Genomic DNA, 18,058 nt, shown 5'->3' with positions numbered 1-18,058 from the left:
ATTTAGCCCAAAATATCCACCATGCATGTTCATCTATAAAAAGCTTCATACTAACGTTAATGCTGATATTTCCATAAAGGAGAGAATACTTTGAAGAACAAAACAAGAAAGTTTCTGATCCGAAAATACGCTGTAACTTTACTGCTAGCCACTCTCTGCTTATTGTATATTTATTTGCTAGATTGGCTGTATGGCTATGGGCTGGGTAACGTCGGCTATATCCTTAATTATCTATTCTATACCGCCTCTGAGAAAGCAACGGCTTGTATTTTGCTGCTCTGCTTGTTCATCCCCGATATCTACTACTGGAAAACAGGACATCAACCAGAACGTGGCGGGGAAAGATGACTTCTTATCGCCGCAACAATGACAAGAATTACAGGGATCAACACCATAAAGAAGGGGAAAATCGTATATAACAATCTCCCTCCCTCATTAATATGTTCAGTAAAGCTCCGCGCGTTCAACATCGAGCTGAACAGAATGATCAGAGCACAGGGATAGACCATTCTCCGGTAAGGAATTTTGAACAATTCGGAAATCCCTATAAGTGCCGCCGCAAAAAACACTGACATTTTGAAAAAAACGCCGATAATCAGCACCATAACTACTAGAATATCCACACGTTGAATAAAATCGGAGATTGAAATCTTGCTAATCGTGGGCATCAGAGGGAGGGGTGAACGTTTCACAATATCTGTGCCCAGCACGGAGATATTCAGCATCATAGTCAGACTTAAGAGCAAACCTGAAACAAATATCCCTGCTCCGATGACCCAAGGACCTTTTTTAACATTGTTCAGATAGGGCATTAGCATGGTAAAACAAATCATTTCACCAAAAGGGAACATATAGTTCTGGCGAATGACAGATTCGATCACAGGCTGGAACCCATTCTCAAAAACAGGAAGCAATCGATTCAAATTAATGGAGCCCGATAACATCAGCATAATCGAGCAAAATATACCTATCAGCATTACGAGAGTTGCGAATACCAATGAAGTTCGGGATAACACCTCTACTCCTTTATGCAAAACATACGCAGAAGATAAGATCATCAATGTAGATATGATAAACAACGGTGTGCGGTGCATAGTAGCCATAACCAGCATGGAACTGCCATCCCGTAAATCACGACCCGCTAAATTGAGAAAAAGAATAATGTAGAGAACGGAAATCACCGTACCTAAGGATCTTCCCAGCAGCTTGCGGGTATATGCCGTTAAGGGGAGATCCGGAAACTTTCTGTATAAATAAGTGTACCCCGAAAAAATAATCAAACCGATCAAATTTCCGAGCAGTATGGATATCCACGCATCTTTACCAGACTCCATCCCAAGATTCACTACCAGTGCTGTTCCAAGTTCAAACAACAAAGTCAACGTGAAAAATTGGAGTAGTCCTATTTTTATTTTTCCCATAGCTGCTCCTCCTTTATCGTCATTACTTATACTTGGACTGAAAGGAATCACTCCGCATATCCGTATGCCTGATCACAGCATCCGTATTGATATTAATCTGGCAGGTTTCAAATATACGATCCCAATGATCTTTTACTTGTTTCCAGCCACGTGGATTAGCTCTTTCAGCTGCTTCACCAAAACCTAGATAATCACTTTTTAACGAACGGGCAGTTGTTATGGCAGCGCGAATCTGTTCTTTAATATTCTTTTCCAAAAGCTTCGAAAGATTATTTAACACCGTCGGATCTGTTAGATCCAAGCCATTGGGCGATTCCTTTAATCCAGCCTGCTGAGTGACGTTAATCGTGAAGATAGGATGCTCTATGTCTTTCGCATCAGCGTGGATATGTACCTGTGATAAATACACATTAAACGATATATAATCATTCTCACCTATCGAGACCAGTACCGGCATCTGAGAGATTTTATTCTTAAGCAAAACGGTACCGATCGCCTCCTCCCCTTGCAGCCACCCTTTAAGCTTGTCTTCTTTAAAAGCTGCAAGACCCGTAACTTTTATTATGGCCTCCGGTCTTATTTTTTTTAAATTATCATTACTTTCCCTCTGCTCCAAATCTCCAGTCACTAGCACGCCATTGATCACTGGCCCCCCACCAGGAACCTGTATCCCCCGGATAATATCATCCACTTCCATCCGATAGTTATATCCGAATTGTTTAGAGGTCGTCTGCAGCTTTTCCACCAAATCGTTGGATGGAATTCTTCCGAACACGGTCATAGTCGTCATACATTCACTAGCAGGCTGTCCCTTGGAAATAAAAATCAGGCTTGTCAGCCGGGTTTCACTTTCCCTTTCCAGCACATCCATGATATCCTTGATGCCTTCTTGCGCGAACTTCTCGGAAATGATGACTACCCGAATATGTCCTAAAGACAAAAAACGTGCAGTCTGACGCGAGGCATTGGCTAATGCTTCAAACATAGAGCGGCCGCTACCTTTATATACCGAAACAGGTGAAGTCCCTCTAGCGTTCTTCCCAGAGATTTCGTCAGCAACGATAACCTGAAAGGATACTACGTATTTCTCTTCTTCTGTAGGTCCTCTATCTATGGACACACCCGAAACGATGGCTCTTCTGTTTAATTCCACACTATCCCAGCAGCCTGTGAGACTAAGACAGATCAATACGCAAGGTAAAAGTCCTGCTAAGAAAAAATTGCATTTACTCAGAATCTTGCTTTCCTTTCTTATGCGACTGTGTCCCTTTAGTCTTATCAAGAATTTTTGGAGATAGGTTCTGTTCATGTCCGGTTGTGATCTCCTTCCCTTCTGAAATGTTCCCTTGCTGCGCAGTAGCAGGAGCTGGTTCTGCTGTGCCAAGCGCCCACAAAGGCAGCCTTAAGACAGCATCCTTCTGACCTCTGGATGACAAAGGCACGATTGGAGACAAATAAGGAACGCCAAAAGTCCGCAGACTGTTCATATGTGCAACCAGTACGATTAAACCCAATGTAATCCCGTAAAAACCAAACATACCGGCCAATATCAAAAAACCAAAGCGGATAATTCTGCCCGCAATCGCCATGTTATACGCTGGAATGGCAAAGCTCGCAATCCCGGTCAACGCGACCACAATCACCATAACGGGCGTAATAATTCCAGCCTCTACCACGGCCTGACCAAGAATCAGAGCACCTACTACAGATACGGTCTGCCCAACTGCACGTGGCATTCTTACTCCCGCTTCCCGGATGATCTCAAACGCACCTTCCATTAGAATAGCTTCGACAAAAGCGGGGAAAGGCACATTTTCTCGTTGCGATAACAGGTTGATCAGCAAAGTCGTAGGGATCATCTCATAATGAAACGTCGTCAAAGCTATATACACGGAAGGCCCTAGAATAAGCACGATAAAACTGATATACCGAATAATTCGCATCAGAATAGCAATATCGAACCTTTGCGCATAATCCGAAGCTGACTGAAAAAAAAGAGTGAAAACCGCAGGCAAAATCAATACAAAGGGGGTGCCATCAACGACAATCACTACCCTCCCTTCTAACAGATTCGTTGCAGCCACGTCTGGCCGCTCGCTGTTATTGATCGTTGGAAAAGGGGTAAAGGTCTTATCCTGAATCAGCTCTTCGATATAACCGGATTCCATGATGGCATCTACATTAATCTGTTGCAGCCGTTTTCTAGCTTCTTCAACCAGCTTCTCGTCCGCAGTATCCTTGATGTACATTAAAGCCACATCGGTCTGAGTTACCGACCCGATCTTCACATGCTCGAGCCTTAGTTTGGGTGATCTTATTCTTCTGCGTATTAATGAGACATTCGTAGCCAAAGATTCAACAAAACTATCCTTTGGACCACGCACAACTAGCTGAGTCGAGGGTTCGGTGACAGAACGAGCTTCCCCTCCTTCAGTCTCACACATGATGCCACTGTCATAACCTTCAATGAGAATCAGTGTCTTCCCAGAAAGAATTCCGAGCAGCACCTCGTTCCAATCCTCCTGCAGCTGCGCTTCACCTATTTCCAGGGCACGGTTTAAGATGAGGTCATTCAGATTATTTGCTGCAGTATTACTTTCCTTGAGCATCTCATCCGTAATAGAGAGCAATGAACCCATTACAAATTGATTAACGGTTTCTGTCTTAGCTAGACCATTAAGATGTACCGCAGCAGCCTCAACAAAGGATTGCTCACCAAGCTTTACCTGGCGGATTCTAAGATCCGGACTATCTCCCAGCTCGGTAATGATATTGTTTAGTGTCTGCTCCAGATGAATGGTTAATCTGGCTCCAGAACCTGAACCCGCCGGGTCTGCTTGCTGTCCCTTACCGGATTTATTTCTTTTAGTTAACCCGTTGATGTTCAACAAGCTCCCCTCCTTTTTTCATAAACATTGTAGTATTATTCTCGGTTACTCCTTCCATTATTCGGCTGCTTAAAGTCACATCAGGTTAGAAACACAAAAAAGGCAGTCCAAGAATGCGCTCTTGGACTGCCTTTTTTGTTATTTTTTTATATTGCTACACTGCCCGTGAATACGACCTCAGCAGGTCCAGTCATATACACATGATTATCCTCTTCATTCCATTCAATATAGAGATCGCCGCCCTTTAGACTAATCCAAGCTGCCCGGTCTGTAAGATCATTCAGCACAGAGGAGACAAGGGTTGCACAGGCTCCAGTGCCACAGGCAAGCGTAGGTCCTGCCCCACGTTCCCAGACACGCATATCCACTCTCCCCCGATCCAGTACCGTTGCGAATTCAACGTTTACTTTTCTCGGGAACAAAGGATGTACCTCAAGCTTAGGTCCCCATGTGGCAAGATCAAAATTCACTGCATCTTCTACGTAAATCACGCAATGAGGATTTCCCATGGATACCGCTGTGAACGTAAATTCGGTTCCGTCCGCTTCAATCGGCTGAGAGAGCACTGGCTCTGCATCAATAGATACTGGAATTTGCAGACCGGACAATACAGGTTCGCCCATATCTACGGTTACAGTCTCCACAACACCGTCTTTCACGTTTAATGTAACCTTTTGTTCTCCGGCACCAATCGTTTCTATTACAATCTGCTCTGAGCTTACCAGTCCGTGGTCATATACATATTTAGAGACACAGCGAATGGCATTTCCGCACTGCTCCGCCTCCGAACCATCAGAATTCATAATACGCATCATGAAATCGCCACGCTCAGAAGGAAGGATATATACCAGTCCGTCAGCACCGATTCCAAAGAACCGGTTGCATAGGGTTACAGCAAGCTCCGCTGCATTACTTGGCAGCTCTTGCTCACCGAAAACAACGATGAAGTCATTACCGAGGCCGTGCATTTTTGTAAATTCCATTAAAAGTCCACTCCTAAAGGTTATGTTATGTTAGCATTCGCTTAAGCTTAAGGTTCTGTGTAATTTAGCATTTCGCAAGCATATGAGCGGTTAACTGCAACAAGTATACCTTTAGGAATGGAGCATTAGTATTGACTTTATGCTGAATTTTTTGTACTTTTTATCATCGTACTGCCGCTGCGTCCACGATTACGTTTGCCGCCCCAAACACTGCCGGCACCCATCAAGAAGGTTGGGATCCCCGCTGTTACAAACACCAGACACCATTCGCGGAAATTGAGCGGCACTGTTTTGAAGACAGGCTGGAGCACAGGCACGTACATTACGGCCAGCATCAGTAAGACTGATGACAATACGGCAAGCACTAGATACTTATTCTGGAACGGATTGCGGTGGAACACTGAGCGCGAGCTGCGGCAATCGAAGACGTGGATCAACTGTGCCATAACGAGTGTCGCAAAAGCCACCGACTGTGCGCGAATCAATTGTGCAGGATTGTCTGGTGCTATACGTAAAGTTAGCCAAAATGCTCCTAGCGTACATAAGCCAATTAACAGTCCACGGCTTATAATTTTCCAGCCTAAGCGGCGGGCAAAAATATTCTCTTTCGCACCACGCGGTTTATGCTCCATCAAATCCTTCTCGGGCTGATCCACGCCAAGGGCCATCGCTGGCAGTCCGTCTGTCACCAGATTGACCCAAAGGATTTGAATGGGAACGAGTGGCAATGGCAGAGCGAGCATCATGGCAAAGAACATTGTCAGAATTTCTCCTACATTGGATGCCAACAAATAACGAATGAATTTACGAATATTCTCATAGATGTTTCTGCCTTCTTCGATGGCAGCAACGATCGTAGAGAAGTTATCATCTCCGAGAACAAGTGATGATGCTTCCTTGGTCACATCTGTGCCTGTGATACCCATGGCTATTCCGATATCCGCAGCCTTAATGGCTGGAGCGTCATTCACTCCATCTCCGGTCATAGCCACTACGTGACCATGACGTTGTAGCGATTTAACGATCCGAAGCTTATGCTCTGGAGATACGCGGGCGAATACATACACATTGTCCGATACCTTATCCAGCTCATCATCATCCATCCGGGTTAACTGAGCACCTGTCAGCACCGTTCCACCACGCTGCAGAATTCCCAGCTGGTGAGCAATAGCCTCGGCAGTTGTTCCATGGTCACCGGTAATCATAACCGTCTTAATCCCGGCCCGGCGTGTGACGCTGATGGCATCGCGGACTTCACGACGTGGCGGATCAATCATTCCAGCCAAACCAATAAAGACTAATTGATTCTCCGCATCCTTTTCACTATTCACATGTTCATTTGGACGCATATCCCGGTAAGCCATACCTAGCACACGAAGGGCTCCAGAAGCCATCTGCTCATTGGCATCAAGCACCTTTTGCCGCAAAGTCGGCGTACAAGGCACAACACCGCCCTCCCAAAGCATGTATGAGCAGCGATTGAGCAGTACATCGGGCGCACCTTTTGTACATACCATCCGTCCTCCAGGATGGCCTACGATCACAGACATCAGCTTCCGTTCAGAATCAAACGGAAATTCCTGTTCACGAGTGTAGGTTACAGCAAGCGTCTGAGCGGTCAGACCCATCTTTCCTGACAGTGCCACGAGTGCTCCTTCAGTCGGGTCGCCCTTCAGTTCCCAAACGGAAGTGTTGTCTGCAGATTTTTCAAGAATAGCATCCTTATCCTTCCCTTTGCGTTTGCCTCGCACTTCAGACTGGAAGGTCTCGATGATTTCCGCGTTGCTGCATAATGCGCCGACCTGCAACATCCGCCGTAAGCTTTGATCATGTTTTAGATCCACTGCTTTACCTTTCTCCAGAACCTGTCCATTTGGAGCATACCCTTCGCCTGTTACCTCAAGACCACGTCCACCCGTCCATAATCGGGTCACCGTCATTTTATTCTGCGTTAAAGTTCCTGTCTTGTCTGAACAGATTACCGAGGCACAGCCCAGCGTTTCCACTGACGGCAATTTACGAACGATAGCTTTGCGTTTGATCATCCGCTGCACACCTAGCGCAAGCGCAATAGTTACAATAGCGGGGAGCCCTTCCGGAATCGCGGCAACTGCCAAGCTCACACCAGCCAAGAACATGGAGGTGGCAGGCTGTCCATGCAGAATACCTGCTGCCACAACTACAATTGTCAATCCCAGAGATACGTAGATCAGAATCTTTCCTAGTTGCTCAAGCCGGTGCTGCAAAGGTGTTTCCTGAGAATCCGTATTTTGGATTAGATCTGCTATCTTACCCATTTCCGTATTCATACCGGTACGGATTACAACAGCTCTCCCTGTTCCTCTGGTTACCATAGTGCCCATGAAGCCTAAATTCTTCTGATCACCAAGCGGAATCTCTTCTGCACGGATCGCTTCCGAATGCTTCGAGACAGGCAATGATTCCCCAGTAAGTGCGGATTCTTCCACATATAGAGCACTGCATTCCAACCAACGTACATCAGCAGGAATCCGATCACCACTCTCCAGCAAGACAATATCGCCTGGCACCAACAGCTTGGCTGGGATAATCTCGCTATTCCCTCCACGTAGCACTTTCGCAGAAGGTGCGGAGAGCTGCTTTAAAGCTCTGAGCGAACGTTCGGCGCGAAACTCCTGAACAAATCCAAGCGCTCCATTCAGTAGGATAATCGCGATGATCGTGATGGCATCCAAGTATTCGCCTAGCAACCCGGATACAAGCGTTGCACCCATGAGCACAAGCACCATGAAATCCTTGAACTGGTTCAACAGCAGGGTAAACGGAGATACTGTCTTTCCTTCCGACAGCTCGTTGTACCCGTTCTCCTTTCGTCTCTCCGCGGCTTCCTCATCACTGAGGCCCGTCCTTGGCTGGACATTGAACATTTTCTGCAGCTCTTCTGCACCGAGACGGTGCCAACTGTTTTGTTCCATGACTTTTCTTTCCCTCCCGGTCGTTTCTTTACTTCCGGCGGCGCACAGCTTTTCCACCTGTTCATGACAAATGTATTCAAGGTCGTCCAATAATATCACCCCTATCCAATTCCCCTTTTGCGCGAATGTCCTAAAGTATGGCATCATAGAGAGGTAAGCATAAACGTCTTTGGCGTCCTTATAAGGACAGGTAGGCGTTTGAGCGAGAAATATAAGACATAAAGTATTGTGTGAAACTTTTACTTTCTTATATTTAAGAAATTCATTTCACGGCGACAGGAGAGCTTTATCATGGCATTAGACGGCATTGTTACCAAAGCTATCGTGCACGAATTGCAATCATTCATAGGTGCACGTATAGGAAAAATATATCAACCGAACAATCACGATTTAATTTTTAACCTGCGCGGCGCAGGTGGCGGCGGCAAGCTGCTGCTCTCTGCTAATCCTACGTATCCTCGGGTGCATTTTACCGAAAGAAACAGCATTAATCCTTCGGAAGCCCCCATGTTCTGCATGCTTATGCGGAAGCATTGTGAGGGAGGGACCATTGAAAGCATTACGCAGGTAGGCATGGAACGAATTATTCACATAAACGTCAAGACTAGAGATGAGCTTGGTGACGTATTTGCCAAAAAGATCATCATAGAGCTGATGGGTCGGCACAGTAACATCATTCTTACTGATCTCAGCTCTGGAACGATCATAGACGGCATTCATCATGTAACTCCATCGATTAGCAGCTATCGGATTGTGATGCCCGGCATCGCCTACACAGAGCCGCCTCAGCAGCATAAGCTGAACCCTTTGGAAATCGGCCAGGAGCAATTTCTCAATTTAATCTCGGCTGCTGAAGAAGCTGCGCTGATAGAGGATGTTGAGGAGGAAGCTGAGCCAGAAGAAATCGTTGAGGGAGAGCTTGCTAATCTGATCACAAAAGAAGCAGTAGAGCAAAAACCTGACGGCTCTGGCGGTCCATCTCCCTCAGCTGACCCGGTAGGCTGGATGGTACATGCTTTCAGCGGAATGAGCCCGCTGATTGCTGGTGAAATTGCTCTTCGTCTGAGAAACACCTTGGATAAAGGCGAAGTTACAGAAACCGAAGCAGCGTTTCCAACAAAATTATGGGTTGCCTTCCATTCCGTAATGGGCCCCGTACGTGATAACGAGTTTTCTCCTGTTGCAGGTGCAAACGCAAAAGGTAAAATGATTTTTTCTGCGATCCCCTTAACACTTCTGGGTGAGAGTGCGAAACATTACAACTCCATCAGTGAATGTATGGAGGATTATTACGGGGATAAAGCCGAGCGCGATACTGTAAAGCAACGGGTGAGTGATTTGATCCGTTTCCTCAGCAATGAACGGAGCAAAAACGTTAAAAAACTCGCTAATTTGCAGAAGGATCTCGACGAAGCTCAGGATGCTGATCGTTACCGCATTTGGGGTGAGTTGCTTTTCGCTTCATTACACGCGGTATCCAAAGGGGATAAAGAAGCCTCCTTGGTCAATTATTATGATGAAAATCAGGCGGAAATGGTGGTTCCGCTCGATCCGTTATTAAATCCTTCGGACAATGCACAACGTTATTTCAAAAAATACAACAAATATAAAAACAGCCTGCTTGTTATTAATGAACAGCTTTTGAAGACGCATGAGGAAATTTTGTATATGGAGAGTCTGCTGCAGCAACTTGCCCACGCTTCCCTCAACGACATTGAGGAGATCCGCGACGAGCTTGTAAGCCAAGGTTATCTGCGTGACCGGAGCAAAAAGGGTAAAAAGAAGAAAAAGGCCACCAGACCCACATTACAGGTCTTCACCTCTTCGGAAGGAATCGATATTTATGTCGGCAAAAACAATTTGCAGAACGAATACGTCACCAATCGGCTGGCTTCTCCGAATGATACTTGGCTGCATACCAAGGACATCCCCGGATCACACGTGGTCATCCGAAGTGAGCAATTTGGAGATGCAACGCTAGAAGAAGCCGCTCAGCTTGCCGCTTATTTCAGCCAAGCCAAACAGTCCAGCAGTGTGCCTGTGGACTGTACATTGATCCGCTATGTACGTAAGCCAAGCGGTTCCAAGCCGGGATTTGTAATCTATGATCATCAAAAGACACTGTTCGTCACACCTAATGAGGAAAGAATTAAGAGTCTTCCAAATACTTTGAGAAGCTAACTACTAGATATAAAGAAACCTCCAGCTGCAGATGTTGAACATCTAAGGCTGGAGGTTTTTATAATTCGCTCCGCAAATCGACTAATTTCATGCCTTCTTGTTTAAAAACTTCAGTACTTCTGTAGAAACCGTAACACTGCCGATATCCCCGTGAAAAATTACGCCTTGACGGGCACCATGAAAGTCAGAACCTCCGGTTATTAACAGATTATAATCCTCAGCCATAACTTGATAACGTTCTTCTTCCGCAGGTCCATGATCAGAGTGATAGACCTCAATCCCTTTAAAAGCGCCTTGCTCCAGAATATCTCGCACCAGAAGGTCATCCCCGTACAAGCCCGGGTGGGCTAATACTGGAGACCCTCCTGCCTCAATGATCCACTCGCAAGCTTCCTCCGGTGTGATTCTGGGAGGTGACACATAGGCTGCTGCATCCTCGGCCAAATACTTGTTGAAGGCATCTCTCATATCGGTAGCTGCCCCAAGCCGAACCAGCTCGTCGGCAATATGTGGCCGGCCGATGCTTTCGTCAGGCTTCAATTCCCGCCCGATCCCCACTATAACCTGTTCCAAGGTAATCGCAATCCCAAGGTCTTGCAGCTTGGTAATTATCGCTTCATTCCTAAGTGCCCGGGTATCTCTTAGCCCTTCCAAACGTGAGAGAAATTGTTCATTCTCAGGATCAACATAATAGCCCAGCACATGAATGTCTTTGCCACCAGCACGCGTACTGATCTCTACACCAGGCACAACGGTTATTCCGTACTTCTCTCCTGCTTCACAGGCTTCCTTCACGCCAGCTACTGTATCATGATCCGTAATGGCAACAGCGCTTAGCCCCTTCTCCTTAGCAAGCCGTACATTCTCCGCTGGCGGCTGCATGCCGTCAGAGGCTTGAGTATGGGTATGGAGGTCGCATACATCCTTAGCAGATAGGTTACCTGCATTCTCCCACTCTTCCCGCAGAATCCCCATTTTTATGGCATCATAGTATTCTCCTCGCACGATTCGTGCTTTACGGACGCGAGCTTCCTCCACCATGCCACATTTCGCTGCCAACCCGATCATTCTTTTATTCCCTGACCAGGTGCCTATTCCAAGACGGACTGTATCAAGAGAATTAAATAAATAATCTATCCACATCTTAAACGCTTCCGTACCGTAACCACCTGACCAATAACTAGAATCAAAGATTACTATACCAATCTCCATCCAGTTGGTTTCTTGCGATATCCAGTAGCGCCCTACTTTCCCCTTTACCTTGCCGTCTATTTCTATGATCAACAGGTTACGCGGGGTTTCCGTCTCAACTAACGCCAAATGACCTATGTAGTCCTCGGTAAACTTTTCGAATCTTTGATGTGTCAGAGATTTATAGGGACCATCCCATTTCAAGTGTTCACGGTCTTCAGCTTCATGATAGTGATAATAAAGCTTCTGAAAATCAGCCTCTGTAATATCGCGCAATACTAGCTTTTCTCCACGTAGAACAATTGACATTGTAATATCCCCCGCTTTAACTATCAGATTTGATTCGAATGCTCACGCAAATAAGTCAGGAAGGTTACTGCAGAAATTGGCAGCAGTGTTGATTTTAGATGAATGGCGTAGAATTGTCTTTTAAAAGAGGCATCGGAGATATTCACAATTTTCAACAGTCCCAGCGCAACTTCATGCTTGACCGAAGAGGTCGATATGATCGTTATGCCAAGACCTGCTTCCACCGCTGATTTCACAGCTCCCGTACTTCCAAGCTCCATCACGATCTTCATAGTTCCCGGATCAAGTCCCTTGGAGAACAGCTGCTCCTCCATCACACGCCGCGTTCCTGAGCCCTGCTCACGCAATACAAAAGGATGCTGAAGCACTTGCTCCAAGGTAACCTCTTGCTGCTCCGCAAGTGGATGATCATGTGGCACGATCAACTTCAGTTCATCCCCCATCACGGGCTCGATCTCCATGTCCGGATGTGTGACCGGGGCTTCAATTAAACCAAAATTCAGTTGATGCTTGAGGATTTCCTCCATAATTTGCGAGGTGTTCATCACTTTCATCATAATTGAAATGTTAGGATATTGCTTTCCGAAAGGGCCTAACAGCCGTGGCAGCACGTATTCTCCTATCGTAAGACTCGCCCCAAGCTGCAGCCGCCCCTCCAGCATATGTGTGAATGCTGACATCGCTTGATCCGTCTCACGCATCAGCTGAATACTGCGCAGCGCGTATGGCATCAGGGTGTGCCCTGCTTCGGAGAGTACGATTTTTTTGGTGGAACGGTTAAACAATTTGGTGCCAAAATAATCCTCCAGTGCCTGTACCTGCATGGTCACAGCTGGTTGAGTCATATGTAAAGTCTGCGCCGCCGCCGAGAAGCTTCCCCGCTCGGAGACCGTATAAAAAATATGCAGCTGATGAAAGTTCATGCTTCGCAACTCCTTATATTACAAAAAGAACGTCCTTTAAAGACGACAATCGTTTCTCGTAGAAACTTAAGAATATTATAATCGTGCTGTATATAAATTCTTATATTTTTAAAAAGGACATGCAGACTCGCCGCATGCCTCTTGCCCGATTCTTTATAGACTATTTGCGTCTTCGTTTCTTCTTCGACAGCTTTGTGCGGTGAGAATTACGCAGCAGTGAAAAATAGGTCTTTAAATCTCTCAACTGTGGCATCTCCGAGATTCTCCCAAGAAACGAAACGATGATCATAGAATATAATGGCTGGCCTGAGAGATCTCTCTCACCTGTCAATTCCGTAAACTCAGCGATTACTACAGAGTCATCGTCAATTAAATATGCGTTATAATCACTGCTTGAAAAGGGCTTGATCCGATTCTGCATTAGGCACTGCCACATCCATGCAGCGACCTCTTCGGCATTGCTTGCACCATTGCTGATGCGGTCCATATAACGGCTCTTCGCATGATTGGTTATAACGATATCGGCGACCCTGTAATCGTTCAGCATGATGTGGAAGGGCTCATAAGTGCTGGGCCAATCCGTCCCCTTGTTGCGCATCATCATCACACTCCACCATAAGGGTCTTAGTATGCACTTAATGTTGTCATCTTACCTCATTGCCGAAAGTTGTACAAGTTTCTACCGTCGAGAGTAATGGCGTTTTTTTTGTAAATAAGCATAAAAAAAACAGGCGCTGTTTAAGCGCCTGTTTATCTCCTGGAATCACATACTGTAATTACGGGACTTGTCCGGTCCATTACTAGTATACTCTGTCTTAATTTCGTTACGATAAGATCTTTCAATCTTTCGCACATAGGAGAGTCTGCGGACATTCTTCATAACTTCCTCGGCCCGTTCTGCATTTACATACATAACTGCATAATGCATTTTCCGAGAAACATAATGTAATGTTCCGTATTTCTCAAGGTTACGTGCCGCTTTAACGTCACTTACCCAAATGATGTATCCTGTCCGTTCCGCAAACATAAGCTAAACCGCCTTTCTCTCTCTAAATCCTAAGGGAAGCTTATCCGCAGGAGCATTTTCCCCCGCTGCCGCATCCACCTTTAGGGGAAGGATCATTACTTGGTACTTTAATGCTATCGGATACTGAAAAAGCAATCGCTTCCGACATGGAATGCAGAATGTCGTCAAGGGTCTTCTCTGCCAGCTTGAAACGAACAACTTCTTCGAACCGCTCCAGTTCCGCTTCTACTGCCGAAACCTCATCCTTTGCTGAATGATAATTCGGGTGGAAATGTCCGAATCGCTGTGTTTCTTCAAACAACTCCTTCTTAGTCTGAAGTCGTTTGACCATGGCCTGAATTTCGGGGTTCGTATCAACCCGTCCTTTCCAGTATAAGTAATCCGACACCTCGGCGGATTGATTAATCATATCGCCTAATTCATAGGCGTATGTCAGCACTTCAGCCATATCGACCGTATTTATTTCAGCTACGCTCATGAACTCAGCTCTTTTCTTCGTTAATGATCTACCGATTCAGTAGACTTTTCTATCATACCATAATCACTCGCTTGAGCAGAAGAGGAATTTCTTCGTCCTTTGGGAATAACTAACTTCATTTCCTTCCAGTCTTCCGGAGTGAGCTCTATATCTTCAACCGTTTCACCATCGTGATAGAGCAGCTGTCCGGAAACTCTCCATGGATTTCCGCTTATGCGGGAAGGGATAAAATCTAACATCTGATCTTTTAGTGCAAAACGCACTTTGACTCCCCATCTTAACCCTTGCTCCATCACCTTTTGTGCAGTCGAGCTATGATAATGCCGCCATTCTTTGCTCCAGATCTGCGGTACATTTTCTCCACCGAAGAGAATCTCCTCCTCTTGTTCAGGAGCAATAACCGGCAGGTTAAGAAAAGGATTCCCTTTGGACAGCAATCCTAGTTCTACATTCAGCTCTGGAAGAACATACGTTGCCTCGGGGTTTCCTGTTTCATGAGGAAACCAACTCCACCCTACGTTTGGATCCTCCCCTTGTCCTCCAATGATTCTGGAAGGCGCTAGCCCCGCGGAGTACAGTTCTTTTCGTATCTGTTCCATGTATTCCGGGTCCACTATGAAATGTAAAGGACCGATACGTTCAAGATTCTCCTGTAAACGCGGGTGAGCTGCGATAGCAGCTCCATCGGCTTCCGTCTGACAGGTCAAGAGAATTACTTGCGATAGTGAAGTACGGCCAATACTTTTTGCCCATTGCTCAAGGGACATTTGAACCACCGAAGGAAGCCCGCCCATTGCATGCTCACTTATCCAGGAGATGATGTCATTCGGTGACATTCCACGCTCAGCTGCAAGTTCCAACCTCTCTTTCGTCAGCCGGAAGCTCCATATCGTATCACTTTGCTGGAGCTCAGCGCAGCCAGCCAGTGTCCATCGTACAGAATAGGGGACCTCCGGTGGAACCAGCACCTCGAAATCCGGCTGCACAATAAACTGTTCCTGTGTATCTCCAGACCCAACAGCAGCGAATGATCCCCTCTCAGCAGATAGCATTGGCTTAGCAGCGGTCCAGCGAAAACACAACATGCCCTCAGCGGTTTCTCCCAGTTCACACCAGCCAAAGCCTGTTAAACAACGTAACCAGTTCAAGCTTGACTTCTCAAGCTCATTACGGGCAACGTTACCTGTGAGATTAGAAGCCATCATCCAGTCTAATAGTGCGGGCAGCATTATCCATTTCCCGGGGATAAAATCTGCATTAGAAATTATATAACGAAAATGTTGATCGGCTGGGCCCACGCTTCCAGAGCGATTAATTACAATCCCATAAAGAATGTCACTCATCGTCGCTTCAGGAAGCTGCAGCCAACGATCCAACAGCTCCAGATCAAGCGTGTATCCGGCACTCTGCCTGCGAATAAGTCCAAGACACAGCAGGATATCCACCGTCGCTATGACAGAAAGTGTGTTCTGTTCCTCTAAAAGAGAACCCACGGAGAGCCCTTGCAAATGCTCCTCCCCAAAAGAGAGCTGCGCCGCTAAGCGGTTTAGATGCTTTTTATGAATAATCCCCTTGGCTGTCAGCGGCAACCCTTCCCAAGCGGTGAACAGCAAAGCCCGAAACAAATCTATCGCCAGTCCGGCTCCTGCTTCCATGGTAAGACTCACTAAATGCCCGGCAATGAATTGCGGCTGATACGGGAAAAATTCTTGTTCAATTGCCGGCAGCTGATCAACAGGAATCTGGTACAGCTTTTCGCCTAATATTTTATGCCTTGCAGTTAACAGCCCCTCGCGGCGCAATTCGTTCATTGCAAGCTTTTGCTCAGCACGACAAAGCGCCACAGGGCGCAATCGTTCTTCCTTCCCTTCCTCAAACGGCTGGGCAGCATAAGCTGCACATAATCGCTTTAAGACCTCTAATGCTTCTGTTGACAGCTGGTTCAATGGATGGTTCGCTCCTCTCCACTCGGCATCTTTTTAACGACATATTCATAGCCCTGCTCAGTCAAAAACATCCGGCGGCGCAAAGCGAAATCCTGTTCCCGGCTATCTTCAGATACCAGTGAATAGAAATAGGCTTTATTCTCCCCCGCTTTGGGACGGAGGATTCGACCTAGTCGCTGGGCTTCCTCCTGCCGTGATCCATAAGCTCCCGAGACTTCAATAGCAATTGACGCGTCAGGTAAATTCACCGCGAAATTCGCTACTTTTGACACCACCAGTACCTGTATATCTCCCTCGTTAAAAGCCGCATATAGCTCGTCTCTTTCACGCTGCTTCGTTTTGCCGGTAATTAAAGGCGCCCCGATCCTGTCAGCCAGTTCACTTAACTGGTCGAGATATTGTCCAATAACCAGCACCGAAGAACCTGTATGGACCTTTAGAAGCTTGGCTACAATTTCAGCTTTGGCAGGATTGCAGGAAGCCATACGAAATTTTTCTTTTGCCGCCGCGTACATATATTCTTGTTTAAGCTCCGGATTCATCGGCACAATGATCTCTACACATTCCACTTCAGCGATCCAGCCCTGCTGCTCCAGCTCCTTCCAAGGCAAATCGTAGCGTTTCGGTCCGATTAAAGAGAACACATCCCCTTCCTTCCCGTCTTCTCTAACCAAAGTGGCTGTAAGCCCCAGTCGACGTGTAGCCTGAATGTCTGCTGTAGCCCGAAATACAGGCGCTGGAAGCAGGTGAACCTCATCATATATAATCAAGCCCCAATTGCGTTCGTTAAACAGCTTCATATGGAGAAACGGACCGTCTTTGGACGAACGATGCGTTAATATTTGATAGGTGGCAATGGTGACTGGCCGCACTTCTCTTTTTTCACCGGAATATTCCCCCACTGCCTCCCCAGCCAAATCTGTTCGCTCCAGCAGTTCATCCATCCATTGCCTTACGGACGTTGTATTTGAAGTTAAAATTAGGGTTTCACATTGGAGACTTTCAAGTACTGCTACTCCTACAATTGTCTTCCCTGCGCCACAAGGCAGCACCACCACACCGCTTCCCCCTTGTCCTTCTGTCCCTTGAAACAGCTGAACGGCCTCCTGCTGATATTCACGTAAGCCAAATGAATCGTTTGCCGAATCAGCCTTGCAGGTATCGAGATTCTCCTTCCAGGTCAAGCTAAGCGCTTGCCCTTCATGATATCCGGCGTAGTCGAGAACTGGATAACCCAATCTCATCAGCTCTTGTTTCAAAAGCCCTCTATTCTCCGCAGGGCACGCGCATTCCAGAGGATTTATTCTCAGTAGACCCAGCGATTTTAGACCTTGTTCATCACTCAATTCATCCAAAAGCTCAGGAGCATCCGCTCTTAACATAACGACCTCATTCTGAGTCTCTTGGCCATGAAGAGTCAGCTTTCCATATCTGGACAAAAGAGTTTCGATTTCCTCCTCCAGTCCTGTGGGAACACCCCAGCGTGCAAGGTGATGCAGGCTAGTGATAATCTCCTCAGCAGTATAATTAAGCGCAGCTGCATTCCAAAGAGATAAAGGGGTAATTCGGTAGGTATGGTAAGCAGGAGGACTTTTTATCAGCTCCGCGAAGGTCCCTAGCTTTTTCCTTGCCACCTCAAAATCCGGATGAGCACATTCCAGTAAAATTGTCCGGTCCCTGCGTACGATGCACGCTCCTGATCCATTCATAGCTTTTCCTCCCTAGTGTTCAAGTAATTTAAGCTTGCGCTATGTAAT

Annotated in this window: 14 protein-coding genes and 1 pseudogene; 2 read left to right on the top strand and 13 right to left on the bottom strand. The window is 46.5% G+C overall.

All coding sequences use genetic code 11. The features are described from left to right. Positions 1 to 90: 90 nt before the first annotated feature. Positions 91 to 348: a hypothetical protein gene (locus tag MKY14_RS03270; protein ID WP_076129141.1), complete on the top strand. Its 258-nt coding sequence runs from the start codon at positions 91 to 93 to the stop codon at positions 346 to 348. Here MKY14_RS03270 and MKY14_RS03265 read toward each other — a convergent pair. The 5 genes from MKY14_RS03265 to MKY14_RS03245 form a co-directional block, all read right to left on the bottom strand. Continuing rightward, positions 321 to 1,421, bottom strand: a complete 1,101-nt coding sequence (locus tag MKY14_RS03265) for a GerAB/ArcD/ProY family transporter (RefSeq protein ID WP_076129140.1) — start codon at positions 1,419 to 1,421, stop codon at positions 321 to 323. The genes MKY14_RS03270 and MKY14_RS03265 overlap by 28 nt on opposite strands. Positions 1,422 to 1,443: 22 nt before the next feature. Further along, complete coding sequence (locus MKY14_RS03260) at positions 1,444 to 2,730, bottom strand: Ger(x)C family spore germination protein (protein ID WP_081383232.1); 1,287 nt, start codon at positions 2,728 to 2,730, stop codon at positions 1,444 to 1,446. Next, positions 2,648 to 4,309 carry a spore germination protein gene (locus MKY14_RS03255; RefSeq protein ID WP_076280822.1) on the bottom strand — a complete coding sequence of 554 codons (1,662 nt, stop codon included), beginning with the start codon at positions 4,307 to 4,309 and terminating at the stop codon, positions 2,648 to 2,650. Before MKY14_RS03255 ends, MKY14_RS03260 begins: the two co-directional genes overlap by 83 nt. Positions 4,310 to 4,455: 146 nt before the next feature. Continuing rightward, positions 4,456 to 5,292, bottom strand: a complete 837-nt coding sequence (gene dapF, locus MKY14_RS03250) for a diaminopimelate epimerase (RefSeq protein ID WP_076129138.1) — start codon at positions 5,290 to 5,292, stop codon at positions 4,456 to 4,458. 137 nt (positions 5,293 to 5,429) lie between these two features. Continuing rightward, on the bottom strand, positions 5,430 to 8,246 hold the full coding sequence (locus MKY14_RS03245; RefSeq protein ID WP_340975768.1) for a calcium-translocating P-type ATPase, SERCA-type: 2,817 nt from the start codon (positions 8,244 to 8,246) through the stop codon (positions 5,430 to 5,432). Between the two features lie 291 nt (positions 8,247 to 8,537). Between MKY14_RS03245 and MKY14_RS03240 the strand changes: the two genes are divergently transcribed. Further along, positions 8,538 to 10,427, top strand: a complete 1,890-nt coding sequence (locus tag MKY14_RS03240) for an Rqc2 family fibronectin-binding protein (RefSeq protein ID WP_340975767.1) — start codon at positions 8,538 to 8,540, stop codon at positions 10,425 to 10,427. Between the two features lie 87 nt (positions 10,428 to 10,514). Here the strand turns inward: MKY14_RS03240 and MKY14_RS03235 are convergent, their stop codons facing one another. The 8 genes and pseudogenes from MKY14_RS03235 to MKY14_RS03200 form a co-directional block, all read right to left on the bottom strand. Further along, positions 10,515 to 11,402, bottom strand: a complete 888-nt coding sequence (locus tag MKY14_RS03235; protein WP_076280369.1) for a PHP domain-containing protein — start codon at positions 11,400 to 11,402, stop codon at positions 10,515 to 10,517. A 72-nt stretch (positions 11,403 to 11,474) separates the two neighbouring features. Further along, positions 11,475 to 11,927: pseudogene (locus MKY14_RS03230) on the bottom strand (GNAT family N-acetyltransferase); the annotation flags it as partial. 23 nt (positions 11,928 to 11,950) lie between these two features. After that, positions 11,951 to 12,850 (bottom strand): selenium metabolism-associated LysR family transcriptional regulator, encoded by a 900-nt coding sequence (locus MKY14_RS03225; RefSeq protein ID WP_076129135.1) that lies wholly within the window; start codon positions 12,848 to 12,850, stop codon positions 11,951 to 11,953. A gap of 160 nt (positions 12,851 to 13,010) precedes the next feature. Then, a complete protein-coding gene (locus MKY14_RS03220) occupies positions 13,011 to 13,448 on the bottom strand; it encodes a hypothetical protein (RefSeq protein ID WP_076129159.1) in 438 nt (145 codons plus the stop codon). A gap of 165 nt (positions 13,449 to 13,613) precedes the next feature. Next, on the bottom strand, positions 13,614 to 13,877 hold the full coding sequence (locus MKY14_RS03215) for a YlbG family protein (RefSeq protein ID WP_036686170.1): 264 nt from the start codon (positions 13,875 to 13,877) through the stop codon (positions 13,614 to 13,616). Between the two features lie 40 nt (positions 13,878 to 13,917). Beyond that, entirely contained in the window at positions 13,918 to 14,355 is a 438-nt protein-coding gene (locus MKY14_RS03210; RefSeq protein WP_076129134.1) for a YlbF family regulator, read from the bottom strand. A 20-nt stretch (positions 14,356 to 14,375) separates the two neighbouring features. Next, on the bottom strand, positions 14,376 to 16,301 hold the full coding sequence (locus MKY14_RS03205) for a helicase-associated domain-containing protein (RefSeq protein WP_340975766.1): 1,926 nt from the start codon (positions 16,299 to 16,301) through the stop codon (positions 14,376 to 14,378). After that, the gene (locus MKY14_RS03200) at positions 16,298 to 18,010 is read right to left on the bottom strand and encodes a DNA repair helicase XPB (protein WP_340975765.1); all 1,713 of its coding nucleotides are present in this window, start codon (positions 18,008 to 18,010) and stop codon (positions 16,298 to 16,300) included. The genes MKY14_RS03205 and MKY14_RS03200 overlap by 4 nt, the downstream gene beginning before the upstream one ends. Positions 18,011 to 18,058 lie beyond the last annotated feature (48 nt).

It is taken from the genome of Paenibacillus sp. FSL R5-0887 (assembly GCF_038002305.1).
Classification (GTDB): domain Bacteria; phylum Bacillota; class Bacilli; order Paenibacillales; family Paenibacillaceae; genus Paenibacillus_AQ; species Paenibacillus_AQ odorifer.
This window is presented reverse-complemented; position numbering and strand designations above follow the sequence as displayed.